The sequence below is a fragment of the Paenarthrobacter sp. NPDC092416 genome (assembly GCF_044755025.1).
Taxonomy (GTDB): Bacteria; Actinomycetota; Actinomycetes; order Actinomycetales; family Micrococcaceae; genus Arthrobacter.
Genome location: NZ_JBIVQG010000011.1, coordinates 1 through 14,633 on the forward strand (window position 1 = coordinate 1; position 14,633 = coordinate 14,633).

A 14,633-nucleotide genomic window follows, 5' to 3' on the forward strand; every position below is an offset into this window, starting at 1 on the left:
GCCCCGGTGGAACCCACATGCTGGGCCACGGCCAGGATCGGCGGGATGTTGTCGCCCGGGTGGGAGTAATCCGCGGCCAGGAACGTGTCATGGTAGTCCAGTTCCCGCACGGCCACCCCGTTGGCCCAGGCAGCCCACTCCGGGGACACCCGCTCGGTGATGCCGAACACCTTGGCGCCCTTGCCGTTGGCTGACGGGCCGTGCGTCAGGGCCTGGGCGCGGGCCGCGACGATCGGGGCCCGGTTCAACGAGGCGATGGCCACCGAGGCGTTATCGATGATCCGGTTGATCACCATCTCCGTGACCTCGGCAGTCACGGGAACCGGGTCCGCGGCGACCACGGCGATCTTATGCGCCAACTGCTCCTCACGGGGCAGGTTCTCCTCGGACGTGTAAACACGGACGTGGTGGTTCTTGACCATGATGCTCCTTCTCAAACAGGTGTAGTGGTTTCCCAACAGGTGTGTGGGGGGTTTCCAGCAGGTGTAAGGGGTTTCTAGGCAGGTGTGTGGGTGGCCTTGAGATGGCTCAGGCTGCGGTGCAAATGAAGGGTGGTGGCGGCCTCCGCGACCCGCGGGTTCCCCGCCGCGATGGCCTCGGCGATCGCGGCGTGCTCGGCAGCGGCAGCCTGCAGCCGGGCGGTATCATCCGCGGCCAGGCGCCGGACCCGGACCAGATGCACCCGAAGCCCCCGCATGGCCTGGGCCAGATACGCGTTGCAGATCGCCGCGTCGATCGCCTCATCCAAACGGCCCACCAACGCGTAATACCCGCCCCGGGCAGGATCCCCATCACCGAGCAAGGCAGGGGCCCCCAGCAAAAGGGCGTGGAGCCCGGCGAAAACCCCCGGCTCGCCCCGCTGCGCAGCCAAGCCCGCAGCCCTAACCTCCAAGGTCTCGCGGAGCTCGAACAACTCATCGATGCTCTCCAACGAAATATCGGTCACAACCACCCCACGCCCGCCGGCCGCCCTCGTCAAACCCTCCGCAGTCAACCGGCCCAACGCCTCCCGCACCGGAGTCCGCGACACCCCCAACCGCTCCGACAGCTCCACCTCGGCCAACACCGCACCCGGCCGAAGACGCCACTGAACAATATCCTCACGCAAAACCGCATAAGCCCGATCACTCGCACGCATAACCACAGTGTATACAGAAGCAGGCTATTTCGTCTGCAAGTTCGTGAATATTGGGCACGGATGTATACATATCTATTTTGTGGCCACGTAGTACGCGTTGAAAGGATCCTCGTCCAGCTCCTTGACGTCCACTGCGCTGAACTCTGCGTCACGGAGCATGGCTGTGGCACGTTCTTTACCCCAGACCGTTCCCAGCCCGTCTCCGCCTTGGCCAAGCGAAACGGGCATGCAATGGAAGGTTGAAATGGTGTACAGGAAGGAAGCCCAAGGCAGATCCATGTTCTCTTCGAGCCTGCTTGAGGCGTTGATGTCCACCATGAGGAACGTGCCGCCGGGTTTGAGTGCCGTGTGGATATTTCCCAACACCTGGGCTGGATGCGCTTGGTCGTGGATGGCATCGAAGGCCGTCACAAGGTCGTACGATTCCTCGTCGTCAAGGCGTGTGACATCCCTGAGGACGAAGTCGACGTTTGAAAGTTTCAAGGCCGAAGCTTCCCGGGTGGCGACTTCCACGGCTTCCGGCGTGAAGTCGTAGCCCACAAACGTGCTGGCTGGAAAGGTTGCTGCGAGGAGGTTCATCGCATGGCCCTCGCCGCAGCCAATGTCGGCAACATCGATTCCGTCCCGCAGGGCGTCTACCCGGCCTGTCAGGGGGAGGATCGTTTCCAGCAGAGAGGCATCATTCACGGCAGCGCTTTCAGACGCCATGACGTGATGGAACCGCGGATAGTCGCTGTAGCTGGTTCCGCCTCCCTCCCGGAAGGCGCGGACAATCTTGGGGGCCACCTCACCCAAAAGCGGTATGTATTGCAATGTCCGGGCCAGATTTTCGGTGCCGGCTCCGGCGAGAACCGGCACGTACTCGCGGCGGAGGCGGTAGGTGGCATGGCCGGCATCGAAATCGACGAACCCCGCCGTCGCCATCCCGCCCAACCATTCACGAACGTAGCGCTCGTTCAATCCGGCGGCATCGGCTATGAGGTCACTGCGGGCAGCAGGCAGCTCCGCCATGTTCCCGAAGAGTCCCGTTTGGTGGCCTACTCCAATGAGGAGCGCCAGGGACGAGTCATTCAGGATTCCAATGAGTCTGCCCGTCGCCTCTTCAATGGCTTCGTCAGTCGCCACGTCGGAAACAGCCGTCGTTTGGTACTGGCCGATTTGGGTGCTGTTCATGGCTTGTCCTTGGTTGATTCCGGGGGCCGCTTTGTCCGGCCTGTGGCCCGTATCCCCAAGCTAATTTCCGGGACATCGCCGGCGCTTCGGGCATCTTGTGCATCTTTTCGCTGTGCATGGGGCGAACCATGCACGGGCTTACGAAAGATCCGGCTAGGCTTCCGGCCGTTCGGCCAGGCCGTGTTGATGGGCCCACGCGGCGGCGGCTGTTCTGGAAGATACGCCGATTTTGGTGAAAATGTTGGCGAGGTGGCGCCCTGCTGTTTTTTCCGAGATGGTCAGGGCGTTGGCGATTTGGCGGTTGCTTGCACCAGCGAGGACGCAGCGGAGCACTTCGACTTCCCTTAACGTCAACCCACCGGGCGCTTTGGTGGCTGTCTCCCACGAGACATTTACAGCGCCCAGTTGGTTCCGGATGGCAGCGGCTGTGGCTCGTTCAGCCTCAGCCACCCCGGGCTCGCCCAAGGCTGCCCTGACCGAGGCCAGCCGTTCGTGGACCCGGGACAGTTCGTAACGCATCCGCAAGGATCGGTAGGACCGCGCTGCCGCCTCAAGTTCTACAAGGGCTTCGGGCCAGCGCCGTTCGGCCATCATCAAGGCGCCGCGGGCCTGGTGTGCCCACGCCTGGAAGCCGGGGGTCCCATAGAAAGCGGCAGTCCGTTCGAGTTCAGTGCAATGCGCGGCGGCTGCGCCCGGTTCGCGCGGTGCCAGCAGCTCAACCAATGGCAACAGGAGCCTGGCCCGTCCCAAGGTCCCGCGGTCCGCCAACGCTCCACGGAGCGCTTCAACGGCGGCCTCCGTCATGCCGGAATCCGCTTGCAGCAAGGCCCGGCCCGGCTGGGCGTCCACACCGAGCCCGCAGGCCAAAGCAAACGCCGCTTCAGCGCCGGTCGCGTTGCCCCGGCGTCGACGGATCTCGCCGAGTTCGCAATAGCCGTCCGCCGCAATCCAGCTTTGCGCGTTCCGAAGGCGCTCGGCTTCGCGGGGCATCTCTGCCTCAACCCTGGCCCAGTTGCCTTCCGCGCTGAGCAGTTGAAGCTCATGGACGTGCGCTATGCCCGTGTACATGAAGGACTCGGAGAGACCGGCGCACCAGGTGGAAAGTGCATCAGTCCAGGCCCGCATCCGGGCGAAGTCCGCCATCTCGTAACAGAGGTGGATGACGGAGCAGTAGATGTCACCGCCCCACTCCGCCGGCACCTGACCGGCCATCACCGGCAGCATGGCTTCGTCGAGTTCTTGAAATCCCCGTGAAGCCTGACCGGTCCGCACGGCCGCAAGTCCCGCCAAAAGGTGTGCAAAGCCCTCCAGTTCCGGAGCATCGTGGCGCTGGGACATTTCTTTGAGCCTGACGGAGGAGGCCAACGCCGGCCCGGGATCACCTTCGAGGTTCAACGCGTCGTTGCCTTCGACGTAGAGCAGGTAGCCATGTTCGGGTACCTCGGGCAGGTCCTCCAACAGTCGGCGTGCCCTGTTCAACCACGCAGAGGACACAGCAAGGTTCCCGCGCACACCCCATTGCAGGGACAACGTCAGCGCAGTACGTGCGGCAGCTTGGTGTTGGTGCTCGTCGGCCAGCCGATGGAAAATCTGCTCTGACAATGACATGGAGCTTTGGACGTCCCCCAGCCACCACGCTGATCGGGACAGAATCTCAAGGTCCCCGGAACTTAAGGGCGCATCCTGGCCGGCCAGCTCCAAGCCTCGGCGCGCCACGCCCCATTCCCCACGGGCGTAGGCGTCGCGGGCCTCGGAAAGTTGCTGCAACTCTTGGGACATGGACTCTCCACGGTTTCGGCTCCAGCTTACTGCGGGCCTGGTCCGTAGGGGAGAAGGCTAGCTTCGGTTCCAGCCATACTCGTTCTCGGGGCGTCCGGGTGTTCCGTACCGCGGCGCCCTGGTGACTGTCCCGGCGTCGGCAAGGTATTCCAGATACCGCCGGGCAGTGACGCGTGACATTCCCAGAGCTTCCATGACCTCGTTGGCTGACACCGGCTGCTGCTGTGACCGCACCAGGTCCTTCACGGAGTCCAGCGTGGACCCGGACAGGCCCTTGGGTAGCGGTAGCTCAGTGGGCGCGCGGAGACTCGCGAAGGCTTGGTCCACATCGCTTTGCGAGGCTCCTGCCTTCGAAATGCCGGACATGGATCCGGCCAACTGCTCCCGGAACGTGCGGTAGCTGGTCAGCTTGTCCGCAAAGGTCGCGTAGGTGAACGGTTTGATGAGGTACTGCACGACGCCGGTAGCGACGGCACTGCGCACGATGTTCAGTTCGCGGACGGCCGTGATGGCGATGATGTCGGCGAAGAGCCCGGCAGAGCGCATCCGCCGGGCCACGTCGAGCCCATGCAGATCCGGGAGGTTCATATCCAGCAGGACCAGGTCCACGGGATTGCCGGATGCAGCGAATTCGCCCAAAAGCCGGAGAGCGGATTGCCCGTCAGGTGCTGTGCCCACCAAGGTGAAGCCATCGATCCTGCCAACGTAGACAGAGTGGGCGTCCGAGGCGATGGGCTCGTCCTCGACTACCAGGACGCGGATATCAGTCATGCGGTATCTTCCTCGGTTTCCGGCGCGGGCAGCACCACATGGAATTGCGCGCCGCCGGGATTGCTGATGGTCATCGTACCGTTGAGACGCTCAACGGCTTGGCGGACCAGGGCAAGGCCGACGCCGCGCCCATGGGCGCCGCGCGGATCGACTCCCGCCGACTTTGTACTGAATCCATACTGCAACACGTCCTCGATGGAGTCGGGGTCAATGCCCGGTCCGGAATCCCGGACCGTGAACTGGAGGGCATCCGGTCCGGCGTCCACGTCTAACTCAACTTTCCGCGGAAAATCCGCAGCGGCGGCCGCATCGATGGCATTGTCCAGGAGGTTACCCAGAATGGTCACCAAATCCTGGATCTCCACCCCGCTGACCCCAGAGCTGCCCGACGTCCGGACCATCAACTCCACGCCGCGCTCGTGCGCTTCCGCGGCCTTACCCATCACCAAAGCGCTCATGACAGGTTCGTCTACGGATGCCAGCATGTCGTCCGTGAGTTGCTGGCTCAGCTCCAGGTCCTTGGTGGCGAATTCCAGCGCCTGCGGAGTTCGCCCCAGTTCAAGGAGGGACACGATCATGTGGAGGCGGTTGGCATGTTCATGGGTCTGGGCCCGCAAAGCGTCCGAGAGCGTCTTCATGGTCTGCAGCTCGGTGCCCAGCGACTCGATTTCCGTGCGGTCCCGGAGGGTAGCCACGGTTCCGTACACTGCAGGTTTCTGGCGGCTCAGGGCGGGTACGGGACCAACTGCTGGTGCTTGGTTCACCACAAGGATGCGGGAGCCAGTCAGGTGGATTTCGTCATGGGCGGGACGGCCGGATTCGAAAAGCGCCCGCAGGCTGCCGTCGAACGGGAGCTCGGAGAGCTTGGGCGCTGTGTCAGGTGAGCGGTCCACGTCGGAGGGGGCAAGGCCCAGCAACTCCGCAGCTTGATCGTTGTACATGACGGCCTTGCCGTGGGTGTCGACGAGGATTACACCCTCGCGGACGGAGTGCAGGACGGATTCGTAGTAGGCGAATAGTTGGGCCAATTGTTCAGGTCCCCAGCCACGTGTCACGGAGCGCAGGTAACGCCCGAGCAGCCACGACGCGAAGGACCCGAAGGCCAGCACTATCAGGGCGATGCCGCCAATCACGCCGAGGCGTTCCGTAACGTCGGTATCAACTGTCCTTACAGTGACGCCGGCCGCGACCAAGGCCTTGACGGTCCCGCCGGCATCCTTCACAGGAACGATGGTGCGGACTGAAGGGCCCAGGGTTCCGGCGGTGACCTCTGTAAAGGTTTCGCCGCGCAAGGCAGGCTCGATGGTGCCGATGTAGGGCTTTCCGAGTTCTTCGGGCCGGGGATGCGTCCATCGTGTCCGGTCAGGGGCCATGATCGTGATGAAATCCGTGTCAGCATCGTCCATGACCTTCAACGCATACGGCTGCAGAATGGCCGACGGGTCGGGGGCTGAGGCAGCGTCCAACACCAGGGGATTGTTGGCCATCGCCGCCGCAACGGCCAGCATACGGCTGCCGGCGTCGTCATATGCCCGGTCCCTGGCTTCGACGACGGAAGCCGCACCGAAGCCCGCCGTCAGCACCAGGACGAACAGCAGGTTCGCCACAAACAAGCGGCGGGCGATGCTCCAGTTGTGAAACACGTAGGCCTCCCATGACCAATATGACCGCAACGGTGATGTAAGTCACCCGCGGCTCAATGATGGATATCACACAGGGCAGCGGAATGGACACAAGTGCAGGACCGCAGCGCCTTACACAGTATCCAGAAGGAGATTCCCATGACCTCTCAACGAGGAGAGTCGGCATTGGCCGCCACAAGTGGACGCAAGGGGCTCGACAAGTCACATTATCTGTACATCGCCGTGATCCTTGCCGTTGTGCTCGGCGCCGTGGTCGGTTTGGTGTTCCCCGAAGTTGGCAAGTCACTGAAGCCACTCGGTGACGGCTTCATCAAGCTGATCAAAATGATGATCGCTCCGGTCATCTTCTGCACCATCGTCCTGGGCATTGGCTCCATCGCCAAAGCGGCCACCGTTGGCAAGGTTGGTGGGCTCGCGTTGGGCTACTTCGTCGCGATGTCCACCTTTGCACTTGGCATCGGCCTGGTGGTGGGCAACCTTATCCACCCGGGTGAGGGCCTCAAGCTGACCCCGTACGATCCCACCAAGAAGGCGGCCACTGACAGTACGGTGGACTTCCTCCTGGGAATCATCCCCGGTGACATTCCAGTCCTGCCGACGCTGCTGGCCGCGATCCTGGTCGGATTCGCCTTGCAGAAAATGGGCAAGCAAGGCGCTCCCATCCTCGGCGCCATCGGCCACGCTCAGAGGCTCGTCTTCCGCATCCTCATCATGATCATGTGGCTCGCCCCGGTAGGCGCGTTCGGTGCGATCGCCGCCGTCGTTGGTGCCACGGGCGCCCAGGCAATCTTCAGCATGTTCACCTTGATGCTCGCCTTCTACATCACCTGCGCACTGTTCATTGTGGTCATCCTGGGAACGCTGCTCCGCGTGGTGGCCGGAGTCAACATCTTCAAGCTCATGAAGTACCTGGCCCGCGAATACCTCCTGATCTTCTCCACGTCATCCTCTGAAGCAGCACTGCCGCGACTCATCGCCAAGATGGAGCACCTCGGTGTCTCCAAGCCGGTTGTCGGTGTCACGGTTCCCACCGGCTACTCCTTCAACCTGGACGGCACGGCCATCTACCTGACCATGGCGTCGCTGTTCGTGGCCAACGCCATGGGGACGCCGTTGGATCTGGGCGCGCAGATCTCCCTGCTGGTCTTCATGATCATCGCGTCCAAGGGTGCTGCAGGCGTCACCGGTGCCGGGCTGGCAACGCTCGCCGCCGGGCTCCAGGCGCACAAGCCGGAACTCCTGGGCGGCGTCGGAATGATTGTGGGCATCGACCGCTTCATGTCCGAAGCCCGCGCGCTGACCAACTTCACGGGCAATGCCGTCGCCACGGTCCTCATTGGCACCTGGGTCAAGGAAATCGACAACGGCCAGGTCAGCCGCGTCCTGTCCGGCAGTGAGCCGTTCGACGAGCAGACCATGATCGCCCACGGCGGCGAGGCCGAGTCTGCCCCTGAGGCAGAAACGCGCGAAAAGGTCACCGTCTAGATCCTTGAGCTGATCTTCAACGCTCTGACAGCAGGGGCGGCACCTCACGGGGTGCCGCCCCTGCTGTGTTCCCGGCTGAACGCAGGCAGGGAATGTGCAACCTTCTACCTCAACTAGAGGGTCAAGGCTCAAAGTCCGGGCAAAGTCAAGTTCCCTCAAATACCGTGTCGGGCGCTGTAGCCTAGGTGGGTAGTAGCGCTGAACCTGGCGGAACAGCAGCAGGGAAGATCGTCGTCGAAAGAGTGGTTAGATACGTGAGCATCGAACGGGGAACAGCTACGCTGGAAGGCACCGAGCTCGATCTGGAAGACGCCATCATGGGGCCCACCGGCCGCCCTCACCGCGACTTCCCGGAACCTGCTCCGCTTGCCTCCCACGGTCCGGCGAGAGTCATCGCCATGGTCAATCAAAAGGGCGGCGTGGGCAAAACCACATCCACCATCAACCTTGCGGCTGCGCTCGCTGAATATGGCCGTCGCGTGCTGTTGGTGGACTTCGATCCGCAGGGAGCGCTTTCTGCCGGTCTCGGTGCGAACCCGCACGAACTCGATCTCACGGTTTACAACGTCCTGATGGACCGCAAAGTGGACATTCGCGATGCCATCCAGCAGACGGGTGTTGAGGGCGTTGATCTCCTGCCCGCCAACATTGACCTCTCAGCTGCCGAAGTTCAGCTCGTCAATGAAGTCGCGCGTGAGCAGGTCCTGGACCGTGCACTTAAGAGTGTCGAAGACGATTACGACGTCGTCCTCATTGATTGCCAGCCGTCGCTTGGCCTGCTGACAGTCAACGCGCTGACCGCCGCACACGGCGTCATCATCCCGCTGATTTGTGAGTTCTTCGCCCTCCGGGCCGTGGCTCTCCTCGTGGAGACCATCGAAAAGGTGCAGGACCGCCTCAACCCGCGCCTGCAAGTGGATGGTGTCCTGGCCACCATGTACGACGCCCGCACCCTGCACAGCCGGGAAGTCATCTCGCGCCTTGTTGAGGCTTTCGGTGACAAGGTCTTCGAGACCGTCATCAAACGCTCCATCAAGTTCGCTGACGCCACTGTGGCTGCAGAACCCATTACGAGCTACGCCGGCAATCACATCGGCGCCGACGCATACCGCCGCCTCGCCAAGGAATTGATCTCGCGCGGCGGCGCGCCCTAGCGGACGGCGTGGGAGGGTCGCTCGCCCCGCTCGCCGAGGCGGATACAGTCGAAACAACGGTCGACGCCGGGACCGCCGAAGCCCGTAAGCCCGGCTTTGAGGTACGGTTGGCCAACTTCACCGGCCCGTTCGACCTCCTGCTGGGGCTGATTTCCAAGCACAAACTGGACATCACTGAAGTGGCCTTGGCAACTGTCACGGATGAGTTCATCAAATACATCCGACGCCTCCAGGAACTGGGGGAGGACTGGGCCCTGGACGAAGCCAGCGAATTCCTGGTGATCGCGGCAACCCTCCTGGACCTCAAGGCTGCCCGACTCTTGCCGGCCGGCGAAGTTGAAGATGCCGAGGATATTGCCCTGCTTGAGGCAAGGGATCTCCTTTTCGCGCGCCTTTTGCAGTACAAGGCCTTCAAGCAGATCGCCGGGATCATTGGCGAAACGTTGGAGCAGGAGGCTCGCCAGTACCCGCGGCAGGTGGCGCTGGAAGGCCACTTCGCCGCGTTGCTTCCCGAACTCGTGTGGCGGCACACGCCGGAGCAATTCGCGGAACTTGCGGTCAAAGCCCTCAAACCCAAGGACGCGACCCCATCGGAAGTCGGGTTGGACCACCTGCATGCCCCGCCGGTCAGCGTCAAGGAACAGGCTGAGCTCATCGGTTATCGCTTGAGGATGGGAGCGCCGCTGTCATTCCGGGTATTGATCGCAGACGCCGAAACCACGCTGGTGGTGGTGGCACGCTTTCTGGCGCTGTTGGAAATGTTCCGGGACAGGGTTGTTGCCTTCGAGCAACCCGGACCGCTGGCAGAATTGACGGTCCGCTGGACCGGGCATGATGCCGATTGGGACAGTTCCAACCTGAGCGAAGAATACGAGAACGAGGGAAGCAGCAGTGACTGAACAAGAACCTGGCGGTGACGGCCTTGCTGCACTTGATGCCTTGCCGGGCGGGGCACGGGCAGCGCTGGAGGCAGTCCTCATGGTTATTGACGTGCCCGCCACGTCCGAGGAGCTGGCCGCGGGACTGAACGTAACCGTCGACGTCGTCGAGGATTTGCTGCAGGACCTGCAGCGGGAGTATAGCGGCTATACTGTTAAAGCCCCGGACGTGGATGCTGTCGGCTTTGCCGATGCCAGCACTGCACCCCGGGGTTTTGAATTGCGGAACGTCGCCGGTGGGTGGCGAATCTATTCACGGTCGGATTTTGCCGACGTCGTGGGCCGGTTCGTCCTCGAAGGGCAGACCACCAGGCTAACTCAGGCAGCGCTTGAAACCTTGGCGGTCATTGCTTACCGGCAACCGGTCTCCAGGGCCCGGGTGTCTGCCATTCGCGGCGTCAACGTTGATTCGGTGGTCCGGACTCTTACCCAAAGGGGTTTGATCGAGGACGCCGGCAATGATCCCGAGTCCGGGGCTGTGCTCTACAGGACAACCTCGTATTTCCTGGAACGGATGGGAATTGGCTCTGTGGCGGAACTGCCTCAGCTTTCGCCCCATCTTCCTGGCTTGGAAGGGATCGACGAGTACTACGACGCCACACGGATGTAACCACTGCTTTGAAGTACCGAAGCGGGCATGCACCGGCACCGCAGGACAACTACATACTGATTCACGGGCACCGACCACCAGGTGCCAAGGCAACAAGGGGCAGACGATGTCTGCCCGGCTGGCTAGTGTTGATTGCAGCACTGAATGCCGGCCATTACTACACAAGGACGGGTCATGACACAGGCGGGACGCCAGGGTTCACCACGTAACGGTTCGGGACGCAACAGTTCTGGACGCAATGAGGCAAGGGGCGGCACCGGCCGCTCCAACGCCGGAGGCTTTTCCGGCCGCGGCGGCAGTGCCGGCGCTGGAAAGCGCAACTTCAGCCAGGGCGAGGGCCGTCCGTTCAAGGCTTCCAAGCCTCGGGAAGCGGCCCCTTTCGACCCCGACAACCCCACGACGGCGGGCGACTACGACCGCGGCCAGGCGGCCAGGCCGGCAAAGCCCTTCCGCAAGCCCGGTTCCAACAAGCCCGGCTACGGCAAGGCCCCCGGCACCCCCGGTGCGCTGAAGCCCAAGCCGAAGCCCGCAAAGCAGTACGGTTCCAAGGCCTTTGGCAGCGAACGCTTCGGCCAGAACCTGGGCCCCATCCGGAAGCCTGCCCGCAACCGCGGTCCTCGTCAGGAAGTTCCTCAGTCGGACCTCCACGACGCCGACGGCGTGCGCCTGCAAAAGGTCATGGCCCAGGCCGGCGTGGCTTCCCGTCGCGTCTGCGAGGAAATGATCCTTGAGGGCCGTGTCGAGGTCGATGGCGTGGTCACTACTGAGCTCGGCATGCGGGTAGACCCCACGGCAGCCGTGATCCACGTTGACGGCATCCGCATCCAGCTCGACGAAACCCTTGTCTACATGGTCTTCAACAAGCCCAAGGGCGTCGTGTCCACCATGGAAGACCCCGAGGGCCGTCCGTGCATCAGCGACTTCCTCAAGAACAACAAGAACAAGGGCGAACGCCTGTTCCACGTCGGCCGTCTCGATGTCGCCACCGAGGGCCTTCTGTTGCTGACGAACGACGGCGAACTCGCCAACCGCTTGACGCACCCTTCCTATGAGGTACCCAAGACGTACCTGGTCCAGGTGCGCGGTCCGTTCCCGCAGGGCGTCGGCGCGAAGCTGAAGTCCGGCGTCGAGCTCGAAGACGGTGTAGCTGCCGTGGACTCCTTCCGTTTGGTGGATTCGACTCCGGGTCACGTCCTGATCGAGGTAGTGCTGCACTCGGGCAAGAACCGTATTGTGCGCCGTATGTTCGACGCCGTTGGGTTCCCCGTGGAGCGGCTGGTTCGCGTCAAGGTTGGTCCCATCGGCCTGGGCGACCAGCGCCAGGGCAGCATCCGTAACCTCGGCAGGCAGGAAGTCGGCCACGTCCTGGCATCTGTGGGGCTCTAGGGTATGTCCGCATTCCGCACGCACGGCCGGGGCCACCTTGATGGCCCGGTCGTGGTCCTCGGTACTGGCCTCCTGGGCGCCAGCATCGGCCTCGGTTTGCGTGGCCGCGGGGTTCCGGTCTACTTGTCGGATCCTTCGCCCACCAACCAGGCCGTCGCCGTCGATATCGGCGCCGGCCGTCCGTTGGCTGAGTTGGCCGAACAGCCGCAACTTGTAGTTGTGGCTGCTCCGCCGGACGTCACTGCGGGTGTCGTGGCGCAGGCACTGGCAGATTACCCTTCCGCTGTGGTGGTGGACATTGCCAGCGTCAAAGCTGAAATCCAGGAGCAGTTGCGTGAGCGCGGAGTGGATCTCGCCCGCTACGTGGGGACCCACCCCATGGCAGGGCGGGAGAAATCCGGACCCGTGGCTGCCCGCGGAGAGCTCTTCACGTCCATGCCTTGGGTGGTTTGCCCGTCGGAGGAAACGGATTCCGGCTCGCTCCAGTTGGCGCGGGCTTTGGCGTCGGATCTCGGTGCCACGGTCTCGCAGTTCACTGCCGACGAGCACGACGAAGCCGTTGCTTTGGTGTCCCACTTGCCCCAGATCATGTCCTCGTTGCTGGCCAGCCGGCTGCAGGGCACGCCGTTGCATGCCTTGTCCTTGGCCGGCAATGGACTCCGGGACACCACCCGGATCGCGGCTAGTGATCCCACCCTGTGGGTGCAGATCCTTGGCGGCAATGCGGAGAAGTTGGTTTCGATCCTGCACGGTGTTCGCGAGGACCTGAACCGTTTGATCGGCACCTTGGAGTCTCCCACGGCCCCGGGTGCCCGCTTGGATCTTGCCCAGTTGATCAGCGAAGGCAACGCCGGGCAGGCCCGGATCCCGGGCAAGCACGGCGGACCCCCGCAGGCGTATTCGTGGCTCACCATCCTGGTGGACGACAAGCCTGGCCAGATCGCACACCTCTTGACGGAAATCGGTGAGATTGGCGTGAACGTGGAAGACCTTCGGCTCGACCATTCGTCGGGACAAAACGTGGGCATGGTGGAGCTTTCCGTGCTGCCCAACAAGCATGACCTCCTTGTTGAAGCCTTGACTGACCGTGGATGGCGGGTACTCCAGTAATGACGCGTGAATTCTTTGGCCCGGAGACGGTAGCCCGCCCCGGCAAACCGCTCGTGATCGCGATCGATGGTCCTTCGGGGTCGGGCAAGTCCAGCGTGAGCAAGGAAGTTGCCCGCCGCTTGAAGTTGGCGTATTTGGACACCGGTGCCATGTACCGGGCGCTGACCTGGTACTGCCTCAAGACCGGCGTCGACCTTCAGGACGGTGCGGCAGTGGAGCAGGCTTCCAAAGCCATGCCGTTGGAGATCAGCACGAGCACAGCTGCTGAATACGTGGCGGTGGACGGTACGGACATCACAGAGGAGATTCGGGACCCCATGATCTCCTCGTCTGTGAGCGCTGTCGCCACCACCCTTGGTGCGCGCACGGAACTGATTCGCCGCCAGCGGCAGCTGATCTCGCAGCACCACAACCGCATGGTGGTGGAAGGGCGCGACATTACTACCGTCGTCGTACCTGGCGCTGAAGTTCGCATGCTGCTCACCGCCAGCGAAGAAGCCCGGATGCGACGTCGCGGAATTCAGTTGGGCGGAACGCAGAGCAAGGAACAGCTCGCCGCCCAGGTGCTCCAGCGCGACGCCAAGGACTCCACGGTTGTGAACTTCACACAGGCAGCCGACGGCGTAGTGACTCTTGATTCCTCGGACCTGGACTTTGAGCAGACCGTTGAGACTGCCCTCGCAATCGTCAGCAAGGTCATTTATGGCGACTAAGCAGCAGCTCCCCGCGGAGTGGACCAGATACTGGAGCCGACCAGTCGGTTGGGTACTGGACCATGTCATCTATCGGACCGTTGTGTCAGGTAAGCGCCATGTGCCCGCTGCCGGCCCGGTGATCTTTGCAGCGAACCACATCAGCTTCCTCGACGGGCCCGTGATGTTCGGGGCTTCGCCGCGTCCCATGCACATCCTGGTCAAGAAAGAGATGTTCAAGGGATTCCTCGGCCGGGTCTTGAAAGGGTCAGGACAGATCCCGGTGGACCGGGCAGGCGACCGAAGGGCGCTCCACGTTGGCAAGTACTTGCTCGATGCAGGCCGTTGCGTGGGAATCTTGCCAGAAGGAACCCGGGGGAGTGGCGCTGCCGAAAGCATCAGCAACGGAGTCGCCTGGCTCGCCATCAACTCCGGAGCCACCGTTATACCGGTAGCGGTCCTCGGAACCCGGCAGGGCGAGGAACACCGCGACCATATCCCCAAACCCCGCCGCAAGCTGTATGTCAGCTTCGGCCAACCCCTTACGGTGCAGCGCCGGAAGGGCGAACCAGGGCGTGCTTCAATGGACAGGGCGGCTGCGGAAATCCGCGACGCGTTGGCTGAACACGTTCAGGACGCCATCCGGACCACAGGGCAGGACCTTCCGCAAGAGCCTGCGCCCGGTCCGAATTCACCGCAGCACCACCAAACAGCAGTAGCCGGGACGCCGGCAGACCACCACTAAGGAAAGTGC

14 protein-coding genes are annotated in these 14,633 nt (G+C 63.0%); 8 read left to right on the forward strand and 6 right to left on the reverse strand.

Translation table 11 applies throughout. The annotated features are described in order from the left end of the window. The 6 genes from ACIQC5_RS18055 to ACIQC5_RS18080 form a co-directional block, all read right to left on the reverse strand. The coding region (locus ACIQC5_RS18055) for an MmgE/PrpD family protein (protein ID WP_400285433.1) at positions 1–422 on the reverse strand (422 nt) is incomplete at its 3' end. Positions 423–496: 74 nt separating this feature from the next. Then, a complete protein-coding gene (locus ACIQC5_RS18060; protein ID WP_400285436.1) occupies positions 497–1,138 on the reverse strand; it encodes a GntR family transcriptional regulator in 642 nt (213 codons plus the stop codon). A 72-nt stretch (positions 1,139–1,210) separates the two neighbouring features. After that, on the reverse strand, positions 1,211–2,311 hold the full coding sequence (locus ACIQC5_RS18065; protein ID WP_400285438.1) for a class I SAM-dependent methyltransferase: 1,101 nt from the start codon (positions 2,309–2,311) through the stop codon (positions 1,211–1,213). 153 nt (positions 2,312–2,464) lie between these two features. Further along, on the reverse strand, positions 2,465–4,090 hold the full coding sequence (locus tag ACIQC5_RS18070; RefSeq protein ID WP_400285441.1) for a LuxR C-terminal-related transcriptional regulator: 1,626 nt from the start codon (positions 4,088–4,090) through the stop codon (positions 2,465–2,467). Positions 4,091–4,147: 57 nt separating this feature from the next. Continuing rightward, complete coding sequence (locus tag ACIQC5_RS18075) at positions 4,148–4,861, reverse strand: response regulator (RefSeq protein ID WP_400285444.1); 714 nt, start codon at positions 4,859–4,861, stop codon at positions 4,148–4,150. Next, on the reverse strand, positions 4,858–6,504 hold the full coding sequence (locus tag ACIQC5_RS18080; RefSeq protein WP_400285447.1) for an ATP-binding protein: 1,647 nt from the start codon (positions 6,502–6,504) through the stop codon (positions 4,858–4,860). Before ACIQC5_RS18080 ends, ACIQC5_RS18075 begins: the two co-directional genes overlap by 4 nt. Positions 6,505–6,642: 138 nt before the next feature. Here ACIQC5_RS18080 and ACIQC5_RS18085 point away from each other — a divergent pair, with 138 nt between their 5' ends. The 8 genes from ACIQC5_RS18085 to ACIQC5_RS18120 all read left to right on the forward strand — a co-directional run bounded on the left by ACIQC5_RS18085 (position 6,643) and on the right by ACIQC5_RS18120 (position 14,624). Beyond that, positions 6,643–7,989, forward strand: a complete 1,347-nt coding sequence (locus ACIQC5_RS18085; RefSeq protein ID WP_400285450.1) for a cation:dicarboxylate symporter family transporter — start codon at positions 6,643–6,645, stop codon at positions 7,987–7,989. A 254-nt stretch (positions 7,990–8,243) separates the two neighbouring features. Beyond that, positions 8,244–9,143, forward strand: coding sequence for a ParA family protein (locus tag ACIQC5_RS18090; protein ID WP_400285452.1), 900 nt, complete (start codon positions 8,244–8,246; stop codon positions 9,141–9,143). Between the two features lie 8 nt (positions 9,144–9,151). After that, on the forward strand, positions 9,152–10,042 hold the full coding sequence (locus ACIQC5_RS18095) for a segregation and condensation protein A (protein ID WP_400285454.1): 891 nt from the start codon (positions 9,152–9,154) through the stop codon (positions 10,040–10,042). Beyond that, entirely contained in the window at positions 10,035–10,691 is a 657-nt protein-coding gene (locus tag ACIQC5_RS18100) for an SMC-Scp complex subunit ScpB (RefSeq protein ID WP_400285457.1), read from the forward strand. The genes ACIQC5_RS18095 and ACIQC5_RS18100 overlap by 8 nt, the downstream gene beginning before the upstream one ends. 174 nt (positions 10,692–10,865) lie before the next feature. Further along, positions 10,866–12,077, forward strand: coding sequence for a pseudouridine synthase (locus tag ACIQC5_RS18105; protein WP_400285459.1), 1,212 nt, complete (start codon positions 10,866–10,868; stop codon positions 12,075–12,077). Positions 12,078–12,080: 3 nt separating this feature from the next. Beyond that, positions 12,081–13,187, forward strand: coding sequence for a prephenate dehydrogenase (locus ACIQC5_RS18110; protein WP_400285462.1), 1,107 nt, complete (start codon positions 12,081–12,083; stop codon positions 13,185–13,187). Further along, entirely contained in the window at positions 13,187–13,900 is a 714-nt protein-coding gene (gene cmk / locus ACIQC5_RS18115) for a (d)CMP kinase (protein WP_400285465.1), read from the forward strand. Before ACIQC5_RS18110 ends, cmk begins: the two co-directional genes overlap by 1 nt. Then, complete coding sequence (locus ACIQC5_RS18120; RefSeq protein ID WP_400285468.1) at positions 13,890–14,624, forward strand: lysophospholipid acyltransferase family protein; 735 nt, start codon at positions 13,890–13,892, stop codon at positions 14,622–14,624. The genes cmk and ACIQC5_RS18120 overlap by 11 nt, the downstream gene beginning before the upstream one ends. Positions 14,625–14,633 lie beyond the last annotated feature (9 nt).